The following is a 16597-nucleotide window of genomic DNA, read 5'->3' as shown; positions in this document are numbered from 1 at the left end:
CTGTCACAAATGGTTCATAGCATGCGACTCGGCCTGATCGCTGCGCGGTCGTTGTCCCCATCGGCGCGCGGCACGGTGGCGCCACGTGCGTCGCTCACCCACTCACAAAATAAACGGGAAAGAAGAATGATCGACAAACCGGATGCTTCCCGCCGCAAGGCACTCAAATTCCTGGCCGGCGCACCGATGCTGCCGCTCGGCCTCGGCGCGACCGCGCTGCTGGCCGGCTGCGGCGGCGGCGACGATGCCGTGGCCGCGCCCGCTCCCGCCGCGCCCGCGGCGCCGGGCACGCCCGCCGCGACCTTCAGCACCGCCGAATTCACCGGCATGTCCGCGCCGGCGCTGTCCAACCCGGCCGCGATGGCGACCACCACGGTCGGCTCGAGCCTGAAGGTGTCGTTCAGCGACGGCAGCAGCCAGACCTACAAGCTGGCCTACCAGCCGTTCTTCATGACCGGCGACACCGTGGCCGACGTCAAGGGCGGCCAGATCCTGGCCGGCGGCTACTTCGACATCAACAACCAGCCGATCATCGACAAGTCCGTGGCCGGCAAGGAACGCCAGTTCTTCTCCGACTCGCCGGACGGCACCTCGCTGCTGAAGATCGACGGCGCCAAGGTGGACGGCGTGAAGGGCAACACGGTGTTCGCCGTGGTGCAGTTCGAGTACACCACCCGCAACCAGGCGAACGCCACCATGTACGGCCGCCTGCCGTCGCCGATCGCCGTGCTGACGCTGGACCAGGATCCCGCCACCGGCAAGCTGAGCCTGGTCAAGTACCACAACGTCGACACCTCGTCGGCCAACGGCCTGTGGATCACCTGCGGCGCGAGCCTGTCGCCGTGGAACACGCACCTGTCGAGCGAGGAATACGAGCCGGACGCGTTCCTCAACGCGACCAACCCGCTCGACGCCACCTACCTCGACCTGGTCGACCAGTACGCCAAGTACGCCGCGAATCTCTACGGCAACGCGAGCATCCCGCTCAACCCGTATCTCTACGGCCACCTGCCCGAGGTCACGGTCAACCCGGACGGCACCGCCAGCATCAAGAAGCACTACTGCCTGGGCCGCATCTCGCACGAGCTGGTGCAGGTGATGCCGGACAACCGCACGGTGCTGATGGGCGACGACGCCACCAACAGCGGCCTGTTCCTGTTCGTGGCCGACAAGGAGAAGGATCTCTCCGCGGGCACGCTGTACGTGGGCAAGGTCGGCACCGGCTTCTCCATCGATCCCGCCGCCGCCGGCGCCGACCTGACCTGGGTCAAGCTCGGCCACGCCACCAGCGCGGAAGTCGAGGCGATGGCCAAGTCGCACCGCCCGGCCGACATCATGGACGTGGTGTACGCCGATCCGCTCGACAACACCTACACCAAGATCTTCGCCAACGGCGCGGCCCAGTGGATCAAGGTCGTGCCGGGCAAGGAGCGGGTCGCCGCGTTCCTGGAAACCCACCGCTACGCCTTCCTCAAGGGCGGCAGCATGGGCTTCACCAAGATGGAAGGCACCACCGTCAACATCAAGGACAAGATCGCCTACTCCGCGCTGCAGAACATCCAGGACTCGATGGTGAAGAACAACGCCAAGGGCTGGAACGCGCAGAGCAACATCTCGGTCGACGCGGCCCTCAAGGCCGGCGGCGTGATGCAGCACAAGCTGGCCGGCGGCCAGAAGGACCTGGACGGCGCCGCGATCAACAGCGAATGGGTGCCGGTGCACACCAGCGCGCTGCTCGTGGGCAAGGACATCGCCGCCGATGCGCTGGGCAACACGGCCGACCCGGACCTCGTCGCCAACCCGGACAACCTGAAGTTCTCGGAAAAGATGCGCACCCTGTTCATCGGCGAGGACAGCGGCCAGCACATCAACAACTTCCTGTGGGCCTACAACGTCGACACCAAGAAGCTGGCCCGCGTGCTGTCCACCCCGTCGGGCGCCGAATCGACCGGCCTGCATGCGGTCGACGAGCTCAACGGCTGGACCTACATCATGAACAACTTCCAGCACGCCGGCGACTGGAATGCCACCTTCCACGCCAAGGTACAGCCCACGCTGGACCCGCTGGTGCGCGCCAACTACAAGGACAGGTTCGGCGCGGCGGTCGGCTACCTGACCGCCGAGGCCACCAGCGTCAAGACGAGCAAGGCCTGAGCGCAATAGCCTGGCCCGTGGCCGCGAGGCCGCGGGCCGGGCCCGCGGCAAAATGCCCCCGGCGAGCGGTCGCCGGGGGCATTTTGTTTTGCGCCGCCGGGCATGCCTGCTAACCTTGCGGCACGCTGCCCCACAAAAAACAGGAGATACACGATGCCGACACGAGACGAGCAACTCCAGGCGCGCCGCATGGCCCCGGCCACCGACCGCAACCGCGACGCCATCCTGGCGGTGCTGCGCCGCATCCTGCCGTCCAGCGGCCTGGTGCTGGAGATCGCCAGCGGCACCGGCCAGCACGCGGCGCATTTCGCCGCGGCGCTGCCGGGCCTGACCTGGCAGCCGAGCGACCCGGAGCCGGCCGCGCGCGACTCGATCGCGGGCTGGCCAACGTGCTGCCGCCGCTGGCGCTGGACGTGCGCCAGCAGCCGTGGGGCATCGAGGCCGCGCAGGCGCTGGTCTGCATCAACATGGTCCACATCGCGCCGTGGTCGGCGGCCGAGGCGCTGTTCGCCGGTGCCGGCCGCCTGCTGCCGGCCGGCGGCGTGCTTTACCTGTATGGCCCCTATCGCCGCAACGGCGAGCACACGGCGCCGAGCAATGCCGCCTTCGACGCGCAATTGCGCAGCGCGGACGCGCAATGGGGCGTGCGCAATATGGAAGATATTGCCGCGCTCGGCGAAGCGGAAGGCTTTCGCCTGGACGAGCCAATTCCGATGCCGGCGAATAATTTCAGCCTGGTATTCCGCAAATAGGGGAAATGCCGGAATGCGCCGGGAATGCGCGGCCGCGGTCGGTGGCGGTGCGGCCGGGCGCGAGCGCCGCGCGAATGCGCGGGGCAATAGGGGAAGCGGCTAAGGCGGAGTTAAGGCGGAGTTAAGGCGGGATTCAGGCGCGGCCAAGGCGTGGCTGAAGCGTGGCGGGAGTGCGGTTAAAACAGCGGAAGGAAGACCAGGCCGTGCGCGCGGAGAACGCGGGCAGGAGGGCGGACAGAAAAGCGGGCAGGAAAAGCGGCAATGCCGGGCTGGCGTGCCGGCCGGCCAGGCGCCAGCCGGTCTGCACGAGCAAGGTGCGCGGCGCGGAGCATGGCGCGGATCGCCGCGCGCATCTCCGGGCCGCGCCGGGCCCAGCGCGATTTACTTCGCTGCGACGGGCGCTGCTTCTGCTTCGGTCTTCACGGCAGCGGCCTTCCTGGGTGCTGCCGGCTTCTTTGCGACGGCCTTCTTGGCTGCCTTGGGAGCGGCCTTCGGTGCTGCTGCCTTCGGCGCTGCCGGCTTGGCGGCGGCCTTCTTGGCGGCGGCCTTCACTGCCGGCTTCTTGGCGGCGGGCTTGGCCTTGGCCTTTGCCTTTTGCGCGGCCAGCTTTTCCTTGGCGATCTGCTTCTCGGCCAGCAGGGCCTTCTTCACGGCTTCGGCGACCTGCACGATGTCGCGCTTGGCGGTCTCGATGGCCTTCTTCGAATCTGCGCGCAGCTTCAGCAGGGCCTTCTTGGCGGCGGCCAGTTCGCGCGACAGGACGCTGGCCTTCTTCGCGGGCACGGCGGCCTTCTTGGCGGCGGCCGGCTTGGCCTTTGCTGCTGCGTTGGTCTTTACAACTTTCTTGGTGGTCACGGCCATGATGATTTACCCGTTAGTTTGTGGAGCGCGGAGTATAACCTTTCGCGCGCCATGACTTCCACGCGTTCAAATAAATGCGGTTGATTTCCAACGGAAAAACGTGCGCCGATACAACGCCCTTATCCGGACCCGGCGCGCGCCGAAGATGAAAATATGGCCCACGTATGGGCCTTTTCGTAATTTCACCGGTTTCAGCGGGTATTGATCCGGACCTTGATGCCGTCCGGCAGCACGGTGATCGCGCCGGGCTCTATATCCTTGCCGCCCACGCGCAATTGTTCCGGCGTGAACGTGTAAAGCGGGTAATCGCGCAGCACCTGCTGCGCCACCACGGCGCCGATCGCGTTCAATTGCTCGCCGTATTGCGCCGGCATGCCGTCGACCTGCACGCGCTCGACGGACGGATTGTCCAGCAGCACCGCGCGCTTGTCCGGGTCGTAGCGCAGGCCGCTGCTCAGCGACAGCTTGCCGGTGATCGGCGGCGCGGGCAGCAGCGTGTTGCTGACCTGCGCGTCCATCTGCGTGCTCACGCGGTTGCCGGCGTCGTCGAGGACCAGGCGCGGATTGGCCAGCCGCACGTCGAGCACCTGGCCGTAGCGCAGCCGCGCGGGAAAGCGCTTGTCGATGGCCTCCTGCAGCTCCTGGCGCGAGAACGTGTAGTCGCCGGTCCAGACGTTGTAGCCGGCCCGGGCGCCGGCGCTGCCGAGCGCGGCAAGCGCGCCGCACAGCACGAAGCGCGCGGCGGCGCGGGTGGCGCGGATGGCGTTCGGCTTCGTTTTCATGCGGCTCCTCCGGGTTGGCGCGCGGGTTCAGGGTCAGACGCGGCGGCGGCGGGGATGTTCCTGTCGCGTGTCGCCGGCGCTCAGTAATGCGGCGGGATTTCGTGCTGCGGGCCGTTGTCGGCACCGCCCGGGCCGCCCGAGCGCATCTGCTGGTAGAGCGCCTGGAGCTGTTCCTGCAGCAGGTTGATCTGGCGCTGCTGGCGCGCCACGGCGAGGTTCAGCGTCTCGAGCAGGTCGTCCTGGAAGGCGACCTTGATCTCCAGTTCGGTCAGGCGGGATTCCATCGCGCGTTCTCCGTATTCGTTTCGGTGTGCATGCCGCTGCCGCTGCCGCTGCCGGCTGTGTTCCGGCACGGGAGGCGGCCGCGCATTGTAAGGCAGGCCCCGGCTTGCTTCTCGCTTGCCTCTCGCGCCGCGCCGGTGTAACGTTGCGCATCCACCGGCCGATCCAGTATGGCGATCCGCGCCGGGCACACGGACCATCATGACCGCAGCCACGCACTTCCAGCTTGCCGCCGACGCTCCCCTCGCGGGCGCGGCGCTGCCGTGCGCGGTCTTCATCGCCTCGCCTCCCCCTGTCGCCTCCCCGCCGCGCGCGCGGGCCGGCACCGCGCCGCCGCCGCCGTCCACGCGGGGCTGACCGGGCCGACTCCCGACCCCCGGCCCGTCTTTTCATCTTCGGCTTTTTCCCTGCCGCACGCATGGCGCGTGACCGGCACCGGCTTGCCGAAGGTTTTCGACGCGAAGTTTTCGAAGGCATCCGGCCACGGGCCGGATGCCCGCGACAGGTGAACATCATGACATTGAACAAAACCGCCCTGGGCGCGCATGGCTCGACCGCGCTCTTCGTGCTGCTGTGGAGCAGCGGCGCGATCTTCGCGCGGCTCGGGCTCGAGTATGCATCCGCCTTTGCCCTGCTGGCCGCGCGTTTCGCGCTCGCGCTGCTGGTGCTGCTGGCGCTGGCCGCGTGGCGGCGGCGCTGGCTGCCGGCGCCGGGCACGCGCGTGCGCGTGATGGCCGCCGGCCTGCTGATGACCGGCGCCTATTCGATCTGCTACCTGCTCGCGCTGGCGCGCGGCGTGACGCCGGGCGTGCTGGCCACCGTGCTGGGCGCGCAGCCGGTGCTGACCTTGCTGCTGGTGGAGCGGCGCTATCCGCTGCGCCGGCTGGCGGGCCTCGCGGCGGCGCTGTGCGGGCTGGTGCTGGTGGTGTCGGCGAGCATCGACAGCGCGCGGCTGTCGCCGACCGGCGTGGGCTTCGCGCTGGCCGCGCTGGCCTGCATGACGTTCGGCGCGATCCTGCAGAAAGGCATCCGGCAGGCGCCGCTCGACGTGCTGCCGCTGCAATACGGCGCCGGGCTGGCGCTGTGCCTGCTGTTCGTGCCGTTCCAGCCGATGACGGCCACGCCGGCGGCGGGCCTGCTGCTCTCGCTGGCGTGGCTCGCGCTGGTGATCTCGGTGGGCGCCACGCTGCTGCTGTACCGGCTGATCCAGGCCGGCAACCTCGTCAGCGTGACCAGCCTGTTCTACCTCGTGCCCGCCGTGACGGCGCTGCTGGACTATCTGTTCCTCGGCAACCGGCTCACGGCGTCCACCCTCGCGGGCATGGGCGCCATCGTGGCCGGGCTCGCGCTGGTGTTCGGGCGAGCGGCCGGCCAGCGCTAGCGCCGGGCGGCGGCGCGCCGCGCCGTCACGCGTGCGCCACTGCCGGGGCGACGACCTGCGCCGGCAGGACCAGCTCGGGCACGCCCTGCAGCAGCGGCGTGGCGATCGCGCCCGGCGCGAAGCGCGCGGGGGCTTCGCGGGCCAGCCGGCGCAGGCGCTGCAGGCGCGCTTCGAGGCCGGCGTCGGGCTGGGTGTCGAGGCTCAGCGTGGACGGGCAGGCCACGCCGAGCACGTCCAGCGCCTGCTTGAAGTTGGCCGGCGTGAGGCCCTCGGCCGGATTCACGGCGACCGTGTGCGGGCGCAGGTAGGCGTATCGCTCGTCCCGCAGCGACGCGGTGTCGCAGGTCAGGATGGCGAACGCCTGCGGCGCGGGGCGCTTGGCGAAATAGGCGGCGACGCGCGCGGCATGGCCGCCGGGCACGTCGGGCGTCATGCCTTCGACCTGCAGGTCGAGCTGCTGCAGGATCGCCGCGGGCACGCCGCGGCGCCACGCTTCGGAGACCACCACGCGCGCGCCGGCGAGGCCGAACAGGCGGCGCACGAAGCCGAGCGCGAGCGGATCGAAGAAACGGACGTCGCGCAGGGTGCCGGTATCGGGAATCCCGCCCAGCCGGGCCTCGGAGCGGCCCGAATAGAGGACACCGGGGACGTCGAGCATGATGAGGCGTTCTGACATGATTTCCTGTTCTGGTGGCAGCGCCGTGGTTGGCACGTGTTGAAGATTACGACGCGGGCCGGGAAATCTGCAGTGCGCTATGCGGCCTAATGTGCAACATATCTGTAACTTGAGATGCGGCTTCGTAAATTTCATCCGTTCGCCGCGGCGAGTTGTTTCGCGCCGAAACAACTCGCCCGACTCGCCCGACTCGCCCAGCTCGCCCGCGCGGGACGCCGGCGCCGGTGCGCGGCGTCCCGCGGCTTCACAGGTTGATGAGCAGGTAGGCCACGGCGACGGCGCCGATGGCGCAGAGGGTCTTGCGGTAGATCGAGGACATTGGCTGTTCTCCCGGTTGCACGTTGGACAAAGGGCGCGCGCGCCCGCTGGCAAGGTGCCGTGCGGGGAGATCAGGACAGCATGGCGATGTCCCGCCTTCCCCGCACGGCGAGGAAAAGCACGGCGGCGAGACCCCGGGGGGCCGCCGCGCGCGCGCAGGCCGGCGCGGCCTGCGGGGCAGGCGGGAGGGCGGCGCGCGGAGCGGTCGGGACGATGGGCATGCGGCGTTCGGGCCGGGTTCGGGTTGGCGGTTGGCGTACGGCCGCAATCTCGGGCCGCCGCCGGACTGGTCCTTATGCCATAGCGGGCATGTCCTGTCCAGCCGGCCCCGCGCCGGCGGCGTTGCCTAGAATGGACTTTCCCCCAACCAGCAGGAGGTCCCATGCATCTCGAAGGTTCCTGTCACTGCGGCGCCGTCGGCTTCAGCCTCGAGGCCGATTCCCCTTATCCGTTCATGCACTGCCATTGCTCGATCTGCCGCAAGACGGCCGGCGGCGGCGGTTATGCCATCAACCTCGGCGGCGACGCCGCCACGCTCAAGGTCCGCGGCAGGAAGCACGTCGGCATCTATCACGCCGTGATGCGCGAGCCGGGCCGGCGCGCGTACCGCTCGCAGGCGCAGCGGCATTTCTGCCTCAAGTGCGGCAGCGCGCTGTGGCTGTGGGACCCGCGCTGGCCGGAGCTGGTGCACCCGCAGGCGTCGGCCATCGACACGCCGCTGCCCAGGCCGCCCGAAGTGGTGGAGGCCGCGCTGGACTACGCCGCGCCGTGGGTGGACGTGCCCACGGGCCGCGGCCACGTGCATTGCGGCACGTGGCCGGCGGAGTCGCTGGCCGAGTGGCACCGGCGCAAGGGCCTGCTGGGGTAGGCGTTCAGGCGGGGAGGCGGATGGCGGCGCTCAGCCGCGCACCAGCATGATCGCCGCGGTGGCGATCAGGCACAGCGAGAACAGCGCGCGCAGGCGCCGCTCGGGCATGCGGTGGGCCAGCGCCACGCCCCACGAGATGGTCAGCATGCCGCCCAGCGAGAGCGGGATGCCGCTGGCCCAGTCGACGTGGCCGGCGCTGGCGTAGGTGGCCAGCGCCACCACCGCGCCGGGCGTGACCAGCGCCAGCGCCAGCCCCTGCGCCGCCGCCTGCCGGAAGCCGAACAGGCCGACCAGCGCGGGCGCGGCCACCACGCCGCCGCCCACGCTGAAAAAGCCCGAGAACGCGCCGCCCACGGCGCCCAGCGCGGGCATCCAGCGCGGCGACAGGCGCGCCCGCTGCACGGTGGCGGCGCGTCCCGGCAGCAGGCGCCACAGGAAATACAGCGCCATGCCGATCATGAAGCAGGCGAAGATGCGGCGCAGCAGCACGGCATCCATCGCGGTCGCGGCGCGGGCCGCCAGATAGGTGGCCAGCACCGCCGACAGGCCCAGCACCACGGCCGTGCGCAGCGCGATGTCGGCGCGGCGGCGGTACTGCCAGAAGCCGATCAGCACGTTGGGCGCGATCATCACCAGCGCGGTGCCCTGCGCCAGCTGCTGGTCCATGCCGTACAGCAGGCCCAGCGCCGGAATCGCGATCAGCCCGCCGCCGATGCCGAACAGGCCGCCCACGGCGCCCAGCGCCCCGCCAAGGCCGAAGATCATCAGGGAGGACAGCAGGGAATGGTCGGGCATGGGAACGGAGGGCTGGGGGAATGGCGAAATGGCGAAACGGCGCCGGCAACACGGGCAACGCGGCGCCATACAGGGCAGCACGGAACGATGCCGCGGACGGTGCCGGGCGGCCTAGCCGGACAATATGACCGCCCCGGGACAGGGCGGCCGAAAGCCGGGAAACCAGCCAGGAAGCAAGCCGGGAAACGGCGGGCCGATGCGGCACTGCAACACCCATTTCCATGCCGGCGCGCTGCCCCTGTCTCGCGGACGCAAAGTGCGTAATCATACGAGCCTTTGCCGATGGCTGCCGCCCGCGCGTGCTTTCCTCACGAAAGTGGCGCTTTCGTCAGGGTTTTCCCTCGAAATCGGCGCGTTCCTACGATTACGCCGGCTTTTACTGCGCTGATGAAAGCCGTTTGTAATGCGTTTCAGTTTGAATGCGCACGGGATATGTCGCGCCCTTCGGCCGACCGGCGCCCGTTTGCGGATGCCGGCACGAACGCGGCATGTTTCATGGAGATAAGTGAAAGTTCGCGGCCGCGGTGCACCGATCGGCCGTCATGGTCGTTTACCGCACACTAAAGTCGAACCGAGCCTGATTGATCGTGTCATTTTCCTTTCCACGTTTCTTGCTGACGAGCCTGCTCAGCGCCCTTGCCGGCGTCGCCGTGGCCGGCTCGGATGTTCCCCCGAGCGCGCCGCTGCCGGCGGACGGCCCGTGCGTGGCGCCGCCCGCCAGGGCCGCGCTGACCCTGGCGCAGGTGCGCCTCGACGCGGTGCGCTGCAACCGCGACATCATCGCCGCGCGCCGCAATGAAGAGGCCAGCCAGGCCGACATCCAGATCGCCTCGCAGCGGCCCAACCCGGTGCTCAGCCTGGGCGTGGCCAACATCAACCCGCACCAGGGCTTCAATTCCGGCGGCCCGCGCAGCAAGACCGTGGATTCCACGCTGCGCGTGGACCAGGTGATCGAGACCGCCAACAAGGGCAACCTGCGCGTGGAAAGCGCGCGCGCCTCCAGCCGCGCCGCCGGCGAGATGCTGGAAGCGGTCATCACCCAGCAGTCCAGCGCGGTCGACCAGGCGTTCTTCGCGGCGCTGGTCAGCCAGGAGCGCGTGGCCGTGCTCAACGAGACGCTGGCCCTGTACGGCCGCACCCAGCAGGCCAACGAGGTGCGCCTGAAGGCGGGCGACGTGTCGCGCGCCGACGTGACCAAGCTCCAGCTCGATGTGCTGCGCGCGCAATCCGACCTGCGCGCGGCGACGGCCGGCTACGCCAGCGACAAGGCCGCGCTGGCGCAGGCCGTCGGCGTGCCCGGCACGCTGGCCGACAACCGGCTGGTGGCCGACTGGCCCGAGCTCGGCGTGCCGGTGCCGGAACCCGACGCCGACACCGTGCAGCGCCGCCCCGACGTGGCCGCCGCCGAGGCTCGCCTGGCCGCCGCCGCCAGCGCGCGCGACCTGGCCCGCGCCGGGCGCGTGCCGGACGTCACCGTGGGCGCGCAGGCCGAGCACTATCCGGTCTCCGACGCCAACCAGACCGGCAGCGGCAACAGCTTCGGCGTGTTCGTGTCGATCCCGCTGTTCGTGCGCCACAGCTTCGGCGGCGAGGCCCGCCGCGCCGAGGTGGACTATTACGCCGCGCTGGACGACCGCAACCGCGTGCTGCTCGAGGCGCAGAACGAGCTGGAGCGCTCGCGCAGCCAGCTCGAGGCCGCGCGCCTGTCGCTCAAGCAGATGGTCGAGAGCGTGGTGCCCGCCGCCGAAAGCGTGGCCGGCAGCGCCGAGTTCGCCTATTCCAGGGGCGCCAGCGGCGTGCTGGACCTGCTCGACGCGCGCCGCGCGCTGCGCCAGACCCGCCTCGACGCGGTGGCCGCGCGGGGCGAGTACGCCAAGTCGCTGTCGGCCTACCGCGCCGCCCTGCAGTCCTCACCCAATGCCCAGGCTCGTACCGATGTGCCGCGCCCTTAATCCCGTGTCCGCTCCGATGTCTGCTTCGATGTCCCCGATGACTGCTACGCCCGCTTCGATCTCTCCCGCCCGCCCGGGCCTGCGCGTGCGCCTGGCCACGCTTTCGCTGGTCGCGCTGGCGCTGGCCGCCTGCGGCAAGCAGGAAGCCCCGCCGCCCAGCGACGACCCCAAGGTCGCCGGCAACGTGGTCGAATTCCCCGCTTCCGTGAAGACCCTGCCCGGCATCGCCGGCGAAGCGGTCAAGAGCGGCGGCGAGCGCATGCTGAGCCTGCCCGGCCGCCTGGTGTGGAACGAAGACCGCACCGTGCGCGTGTCCAGCCCGTTCGCCGGGCGCGTGACCGAGGTGCTGGCGCAGCCGGGCACCGGCGTGAAGGCCGGCCAGGTGCTGGCCACGCTGACCTCGACCGACTTCGGCATGGCCCAGGCCGACGCGCGCAAGGCCGCGGCCGATGCCGCCTACGCCGGCAAGGCGCTGGCGCGCCAGCGCGAGCTGTTCGCGGCCGGCGTGGTGGCGCAGAAGGACCTGGAGCAGACCCAGGCCGACGCCGCGCGCGCCAGCGCCGACCTGCAGCGCACCCAGGCCGCGCTGCGCCAGTACGGCGCCCCGGCCCAGGGCGACGGCGCGGTCAACCGCTTCGCCCTGCGCACGCCGATCGACGGCCTGCTGGTGGAGCGCAACATCAACGTCGGCATGGAGCTGCGCCCCGACCAGCCGCCCGCCGCGCCGCTGTTCCTGGTCACCGACCCGACCGAGCTGTGGGCCCAGGTGGACGCCGCCGAGGCCGACCTCGCCTTGTTCAAGCCCGGCGTGAGCGTGCAGCTGGTGTCGAGCGCCTATCCCGGCGAGACCTTCCCGGGCAAGGTGGTCAAGGTTGCCGACTACGTCGATCCGGTCGCGCGCAGCATCAAGGTGCGGCTGTCGGTGCCCAACGCGGACCGCCGCCTGAAGGCCGAGATGTTCGTCACGGCCCGGCTGCCGGCGGCCTCGTTCCAGGGCATCTCGGTGCCGTCCAAGGCCGTGTTCCTGGCCGACAACCGCCACTACGTGTTCGTGCGCGCCGCGCAGAACCGCTTCGAGCGCCGCCCGGTCAGGCTGGGCGTGTCGCTGCCCGGCACCACCGAGGTGGTGGACGGCCTCAAGGCGGGCGACGTGGTGGTGACCGACGGCAACCTGTACCTGCAGGACATCCTGCGCGACGCCACCGCGGTGAACGCCGCGCGTGCCGGCGAAGCCGGCGGCAGCTCCGGCGCGAAGCAGTGAGGAAGACCGCCACATGATTTCGCGTATCGTTCATTTCGCGCTGCACCAGAAGCTGTTCGTCTGGCTCGGCCTCGCCATCTTCATCGGGGGTGGCCTGGCGGCCTTCAAGAACCTGCCGATCGAAGCCTTCCCGGACGTCTCCGACATCCAGGTCAACGTCATCACGCTGTACCCGGGCCGCGCCGCCGAGGAAGTCGAGCGCCAGGTCACGATCCCGATCGAGACCGCGCTGGCGGGCACGCCGAATTCCGTGCGGGTGTTCTCGCACACCCAGTTCGGCCTGTCCTTCCTGATGGTCACGTTCAACGACAAGGCCACCGACGTGGTGGCGCGCCAGCAGGTCATCGAGCGCCTGCGCGGCGTGGACCTGCCCGACGGCGTGCAGCCGGACCTGGCGCCGCTGTCCACCGCCATCGGCGAAATTTTCCGCTTCCGCCTGACCGGCAAGGGCTACACCGCGCAGGAGCTGCGCACGCTGCAGGACTGGGTGGTGGAGAAGAACCTGCGCCAGGTGCCCGGCGTGGCCGACCTCGTCACCATCGGCGGCACCATCAAGCAGTACGAGGTGAACCCCAACCTGGCGAAGATGCGCGACGCCAAGATCTCGCTGGCGCAACTGTTCACCGCGCTGCAGCGCGCCAACTCCAACGCCGGCGGCGGCGCCGTGGCCAACGGGCGCCAGCAGTTCCTGCTGCGCTCGCTGGGCAGCTTCCGCACCTCGGCCGACATCGCCAGCGTGGTGGTGACGGAAGTCAACGGCACGCCGATCCTGGTCAGGGACATCGCCGACGTGAAGGTCGGCGCGGCGCCGCCGCAGGGCCTGATGGGCCAGGACGACGAGGACGACATCGTCTCGGGCATCGTGGTGATGCGCAAGGGCGAGAACCCCTCGCTGGTGCTGGAGGCGCTCAAGAAGAAGATCGAGCTGCTGGACAACCAGATCCTGCCCAAGGGCGTGAAGATCGTGCCGTACTACGACCGCTCCACGCTGATCGACAAGACCCTGCACACCGTGTTCGGCAACCTGGTCGAGGGCGCGCTGCTGGTGATGGCGGTGCTGTACCTGTTCCTGGCCAACGTGCGCGCCGCGGCCATCGTGGCGCTGGTGATCCCGCTGGCGCTGCTGTCCACGTTCATCGGCCTGACCTGGGTCGGCATTCCGGCCAACCTGCTGTCGCTCGGCGCGATGGACTTCGGCATCATCGTCGACGGCGCCGTGATCGTGGTGGAGAACATCTTCAAGCGCCTCGGCGAACTCAAGGAGCAGCAGATCAAGGACAGCCGCGCGCGCATGCACGCGATCCTGCAGGCCACCACCGAGGTGGGCCGCCCGACCGTGTTCTCGATGATCATCATCATCGCCGCGCACATCCCGATCTTCACGCTGCAGCGCCACGAAGGGAAGATCTTCGCGCCGATGGCCTACACCGTGACCGGCGCGCTGATCGGCTCGCTGATCATCTCGCTGACGGTGGTGCCGCTGCTGTGCCACCTGCTGCTGACCAAGAACATCGCGCACGACGACAACTTCGTGGTCCGCCACAGCAAGCGCATCTACGAGCCGATGCTGGCCTGGGCGCTCGACCACAAGCGCACCGTGGTGGGCATCGCGCTGGGCCTGCTGGTGGCCACCGTGGGCGTGGGCAAGTTCCTCGGCAGCGAGTTCCTGCCCGAGCTCGACGAAGGCTCGATGTGGGTCAGCTTCGACCTGCCGGCCTCGGTCTCGCTCGACGAGGCGCGCGACCAGGCGCGCCGCCTGCGCGGCGTGATCCGCAAGACGCCCGAGGTCAACACCACCATCTCCAAGGTGGGCCGCCCCGACGACGGCACCGATCCCAAGCTGATCAACACCGTCGAGATCCTGGTGGACCTGAAGCCGGACAAGCAGTGGCGCGCCGGCTACGACAAGCGCAAGATCATCAACGAGATCAACGCCAACCTGCGCCAGCTGCCCGGCATCGAGCCCAATTTCTCGCAGCCGGTGCGCGACAACATCCTCGAGAGCATCTCCCAGATCAAGGGCCAGATCGTGATCAAGGTGCAGAGCGACAGCCTCGAGCACAACAAGCAGGTGGCCGACCAGATCCTGGCCAACGTGCAGTCGGTCCAGGGCGTGATGCGCGCGTTCATCGACCGCGACGGCGAACTGCCGCAGTACGTGCTGGAATTCGACCGCGCCCAGGCCGCGCGCTACGGCATCAACGTGGGCGACGTGCAGGATCTGATGGAAACCGCGCTGGCCGGCAAGGCCGCCACCGAGCTGTGGGAGGGCGAGAAGCACTTCAGCGTGGTCGTGCGCCTGAAGCCGGGCGAGCGCGAGCTGCCCAACCTGCCGAACATCTTCATGCAGACCGCGGACGGCGCGCAGGTGCCGCTGTCGCAGCTGGTGCACTTCCGCGCGGCATCGGGCGCGATGAACATCAGCCGCGAGAACGGCCAGCGCACCACCTCCATCGGCATCTTCATCCACGACCGCGACATGGGCAGCGTGGTGAAGGACATGCAGGCGCTGGTGGCCAAGAACGTCAAGGCCGACGACGTCAAGATCAGCTGGTCCGGCGAGTTCGAGAACCAGGAACGCGCGATGGCGCGCCTGTCGATCGTGGTGCCGCTGTCGGTGCTGGTGATCTTCCTGCTGCTGTTCAACGCGTTCAAGTCGTTCAAGAGCGCCACGCTGATCATCTCGAACATCCCGTTCGCGCTGATCGGCGGCGTGTTCGCGCTGTTCCTCACCGGCATTCCGCTGTCGGTGTCGGCGGCCATCGGCTTCATCGCGCTGTTCGGCCAGGCCGTGCTCAACGGCGTGGTGATGGTGACGTATTTCAACCAGCTGCGCGACGAAGGCATGCCGGTGCGCCAGGCCGTGCTGACCGGCTCGATGGACCGCCTGCGCACGGTGCTGATGACCGCGCTGCTGGCCATGCTGGGCCTGTTCCCGATGGCCATCTCGCGCGCCATCGGCTCCGAGACGCAGCGCCCGCTGGCCATCGTCATCATCGGCGGCCTGATCACCGCCACGCTGCTCACGCTGATCGTGCTGCCCACGCTGTACGAATGGATGGTCGGCCGCAACTGGCCGGACGAAGAAGGCGGCGGCAACGGCGACGAGAACCGCCTGTCGGATTCGGTGCCGGCCTGATCCGCGCGGCAAAGCGGCATCCGGGTTTGCCGCCGGCTGGCCCCCCTCCCCCGCTTGCGGGTGAGGGGGGCCACAAGCCGCAAGCCGACCTTGTCAGCAGGGCCTGTGCCGTCTTACGGCACAGGCCTTTTTTGTCGTTGGCGCCGGATTTCCCGGCCTGTGCCGGGCCGGCGCCCGCCGGTTTATCGCTCGGTATTTTCTGATCGCCCCGTCGGATTTATTTCCCGGCATTATCGGAATATGGCGATTCCCATCGCGGCCATCGCCGCGCGGGTCACTGCCGAAAATCCGAAAACACGAGATAGTTCCGATATTGATTCGGAATAAACCGAGCAACGGAAAACCGGCCAGCCTCCGGGTGTATAACGCGGCACCCCGCTACGCCGGATCGGAAAATCCGGTCCGGAACGGGTTTGCGCCGTCCGCTCCACCCGCCCGCGGACTTGCCTCGCCGCCACAGCACCCCCGAATCCGCTCTCATCTTCTTCGAAAACCCCAGCAGGATGCGCGATCCGGGTCGCGATCTTCATGATGCGCGCCCAAATCATGGGTCTTAATAGGCCCTTGCCGTGCTTTTAGTACGATTACTAAATGGCTGTAAATAGCTTTCGCGGCAGTCCTATTTCGCCAAAAACGCAAGGTTGCCACAATCTGGGCTGGCGTTGAAATGACACGCCGTCAGCGTCCACCCGATCCGGGGGAGTTCACTATGCAGGCATATAAAGACAGGTAAGGCAAAAATGAAAATCAACACGAATTCCATTTTCAAGGCATTGGCGATCGCCGCGGCAGTGGCGTCGGCTCCGGCGGCAATGGCGGCGGATGGTGAGATCACCTTCAGCGGCCAGGTGCTGTCGACCACGTGCACCATCACCGGCGGCGGCGGCGCGACCGGCACCAGCAACATGACGGTGAAGCTGCCGACCGTGTCGGTGTCCTCGCTGGGCAGCTCCGGCGACACCGCGGGCCGCACGCCGTTCTCGATCAATCTGAGCGGCTGCACCGCCGGCTCCACCAAGGTCTCGACCTACTTCGAGGCCGGCAACACGGTCGACCAGGCATCGGGCCAGATCAACCTGATCGACGACGGCAGCGGCAAGCCGGTGGCGGCGAACGTCCGCATCCGCCTGCTGAACAACGCGCAGAACCCGATCGTGGCCGGCGCGCCCGTGGGCACGCAGAACTCGCAGACGGTCGACCTGAACGGCGGCGCCGCGTCGCTGCAGTACTACGCCGAATACGTGGCCACCGGCAAGGCGACCGCCGGCACCGCGGATTCGCGCATCCAGTACTCGCTGAACTACCAGTAAGTCCACGAAAGCGGCGGGCGGCGGCAGCCGCCCGCCAGATGACCAGAAAGGAGTAGCAGATGAGTC

General features: G+C 69.0%; 14 protein-coding genes and 1 pseudogene. 9 read left to right on the top strand and 6 right to left on the bottom strand.

From position 1 onward, the window contains the following. The first annotated feature begins 126 nt into the window (after positions 1 to 126). A complete protein-coding gene (locus KF708C_RS11630; protein ID WP_059411916.1) occupies positions 127 to 2154 on the top strand; it encodes a PhoX family protein in 2028 nt (675 codons plus the stop codon). A 153-nt stretch (positions 2155 to 2307) separates the two neighbouring features. Beyond that, a pseudogene (locus KF708C_RS11625) lies at positions 2308 to 2906 on the top strand (DUF938 domain-containing protein). Between the two features lie 381 nt (positions 2907 to 3287). Here KF708C_RS11625 and KF708C_RS11620 read toward each other — a convergent pair. The 3 genes from KF708C_RS11620 to KF708C_RS11610 all read right to left on the bottom strand — a co-directional run bounded on the left by KF708C_RS11620 (position 3288) and on the right by KF708C_RS11610 (position 4833). Further along, on the bottom strand, positions 3288 to 3767 hold the full coding sequence (locus KF708C_RS11620) for a hypothetical protein (RefSeq protein WP_020202209.1): 480 nt from the start codon (positions 3765 to 3767) through the stop codon (positions 3288 to 3290). A 191-nt stretch (positions 3768 to 3958) separates the two neighbouring features. Then, a complete protein-coding gene (locus tag KF708C_RS11615; protein ID WP_059411915.1) occupies positions 3959 to 4549 on the bottom strand; it encodes a DUF1439 domain-containing protein in 591 nt (196 codons plus the stop codon). An 80-nt stretch (positions 4550 to 4629) separates the two neighbouring features. Beyond that, positions 4630 to 4833: a SlyX family protein gene (locus KF708C_RS11610; RefSeq protein ID WP_059411914.1), complete on the bottom strand. Its 204-nt coding sequence runs from the start codon at positions 4831 to 4833 to the stop codon at positions 4630 to 4632. A 199-nt stretch (positions 4834 to 5032) separates the two neighbouring features. Between KF708C_RS11610 and KF708C_RS35595 the strand changes: the two genes are divergently transcribed. Further along, positions 5033 to 5188, top strand: a complete 156-nt coding sequence (locus KF708C_RS35595; protein WP_155888019.1) for a hypothetical protein — start codon at positions 5033 to 5035, stop codon at positions 5186 to 5188. A gap of 157 nt (positions 5189 to 5345) precedes the next feature. After that, positions 5346 to 6212 carry a DMT family transporter gene (locus KF708C_RS11605; protein WP_059412034.1) on the top strand — a complete coding sequence of 289 codons (867 nt, stop codon included), beginning with the start codon at positions 5346 to 5348 and terminating at the stop codon, positions 6210 to 6212. A gap of 25 nt (positions 6213 to 6237) precedes the next feature. Here the strand turns inward: KF708C_RS11605 and KF708C_RS11600 are convergent, their stop codons facing one another. Further along, positions 6238 to 6888 (bottom strand): HAD domain-containing protein, encoded by a 651-nt coding sequence (locus KF708C_RS11600; protein WP_059411913.1) that lies wholly within the window; start codon positions 6886 to 6888, stop codon positions 6238 to 6240. A gap of 700 nt (positions 6889 to 7588) precedes the next feature. Between KF708C_RS11600 and KF708C_RS11595 the strand changes: the two genes are divergently transcribed. Further along, the gene (locus KF708C_RS11595; protein ID WP_059411912.1) at positions 7589 to 8074 is read left to right on the top strand and encodes a GFA family protein; all 486 of its coding nucleotides are present in this window, start codon (positions 7589 to 7591) and stop codon (positions 8072 to 8074) included. A 30-nt stretch (positions 8075 to 8104) separates the two neighbouring features. Here the strand turns inward: KF708C_RS11595 and KF708C_RS11590 are convergent, their stop codons facing one another. After that, entirely contained in the window at positions 8105 to 8869 is a 765-nt protein-coding gene (locus KF708C_RS11590; RefSeq protein ID WP_020202217.1) for a sulfite exporter TauE/SafE family protein, read from the bottom strand. Between the two features lie 587 nt (positions 8870 to 9456). Here KF708C_RS11590 and KF708C_RS11585 point away from each other — a divergent pair. Genes KF708C_RS11585 through KF708C_RS11575 form a run of 3 tightly spaced genes read left to right on the top strand, consistent with a single transcriptional unit; the run spans position 9457 to position 15221 of the window. Then, entirely contained in the window at positions 9457 to 10821 is a 1365-nt protein-coding gene (locus KF708C_RS11585; RefSeq protein ID WP_369796874.1) for a TolC family protein, read from the top strand. A 37-nt stretch (positions 10822 to 10858) separates the two neighbouring features. Next, entirely contained in the window at positions 10859 to 12082 is a 1224-nt protein-coding gene (locus KF708C_RS11580) for an efflux RND transporter periplasmic adaptor subunit (RefSeq protein ID WP_052165833.1), read from the top strand. 13 nt (positions 12083 to 12095) lie between these two features. After that, positions 12096 to 15221, top strand: a complete 3126-nt coding sequence (locus KF708C_RS11575; protein ID WP_020202220.1) for an efflux RND transporter permease subunit — start codon at positions 12096 to 12098, stop codon at positions 15219 to 15221. 619 nt (positions 15222 to 15840) lie between these two features. Here KF708C_RS11575 and KF708C_RS36650 read toward each other — a convergent pair. After that, positions 15841 to 16128 (bottom strand): hypothetical protein, encoded by a 288-nt coding sequence (locus tag KF708C_RS36650; RefSeq protein ID WP_231401588.1) that lies wholly within the window; start codon positions 16126 to 16128, stop codon positions 15841 to 15843. On the opposite strand from KF708C_RS36650, the gene KF708C_RS11570 reads away from it, so the two are divergent. Then, the gene (locus tag KF708C_RS11570) at positions 16013 to 16531 is read left to right on the top strand and encodes a fimbrial protein (RefSeq protein WP_441602038.1); all 519 of its coding nucleotides are present in this window, start codon (positions 16013 to 16015) and stop codon (positions 16529 to 16531) included. The genes KF708C_RS36650 and KF708C_RS11570 overlap by 116 nt on opposite strands. The last annotated feature ends 66 nt before the right edge of the window (positions 16532 to 16597 follow it).

The sequence above is a fragment of the Cupriavidus basilensis genome (genome assembly GCF_000876015.1).
Taxonomy (GTDB): Bacteria; Pseudomonadota; Gammaproteobacteria; order Burkholderiales; family Burkholderiaceae; genus Cupriavidus; species Cupriavidus basilensis_B.
The sequence above is the reverse complement of the archived record's forward strand: the minus strand, read 5'-3'. Positions and strand labels throughout refer to the sequence as shown.

Coding starts and splice junctions, on each gene's coding strand:
- KF708C_RS11630 (WP_059411916.1), top strand. CDS start 127: ATGATCGACAAACCGGATGCTTCCCGCCGCAAGGCACTCAAATTCCTG.
- KF708C_RS11615 (WP_059411915.1), bottom strand. CDS start 4,549: ATGAAAACGAAGCCGAACGCCATCCGCGCCACCCGCGCCGCCGCGCGC.
- KF708C_RS11610 (WP_059411914.1), bottom strand. CDS start 4,833: ATGGAATCCCGCCTGACCGAACTGGAGATCAAGGTCGCCTTCCAGGAC.
- KF708C_RS11600 (WP_059411913.1), bottom strand. CDS start 6,888: ATGTCAGAACGCCTCATCATGCTCGACGTCCCCGGTGTCCTCTATTCG.
- KF708C_RS11575 (WP_020202220.1), top strand. CDS start 12,096: ATGATTTCGCGTATCGTTCATTTCGCGCTGCACCAGAAGCTGTTCGTC.
- KF708C_RS35595 (WP_155888019.1), top strand. CDS start 5,033: ATGACCGCAGCCACGCACTTCCAGCTTGCCGCCGACGCTCCCCTCGCG.
- KF708C_RS11590 (WP_020202217.1), bottom strand. CDS start 8,869: ATGCCCGACCATTCCCTGCTGTCCTCCCTGATGATCTTCGGCCTTGGC.
- KF708C_RS11580 (WP_052165833.1), top strand. CDS start 10,859: ATGACTGCTACGCCCGCTTCGATCTCTCCCGCCCGCCCGGGCCTGCGC.
- KF708C_RS11595 (WP_059411912.1), top strand. CDS start 7,589: ATGCATCTCGAAGGTTCCTGTCACTGCGGCGCCGTCGGCTTCAGCCTC.
- KF708C_RS36650 (WP_231401588.1), bottom strand. CDS start 16,128: ATGTTGCTGGTGCCGGTCGCGCCGCCGCCGCCGGTGATGGTGCACGTG.
- KF708C_RS11605 (WP_059412034.1), top strand. CDS start 5,346: ATGACATTGAACAAAACCGCCCTGGGCGCGCATGGCTCGACCGCGCTC.
- KF708C_RS11620 (WP_020202209.1), bottom strand. CDS start 3,767: ATGGCCGTGACCACCAAGAAAGTTGTAAAGACCAACGCAGCAGCAAAG.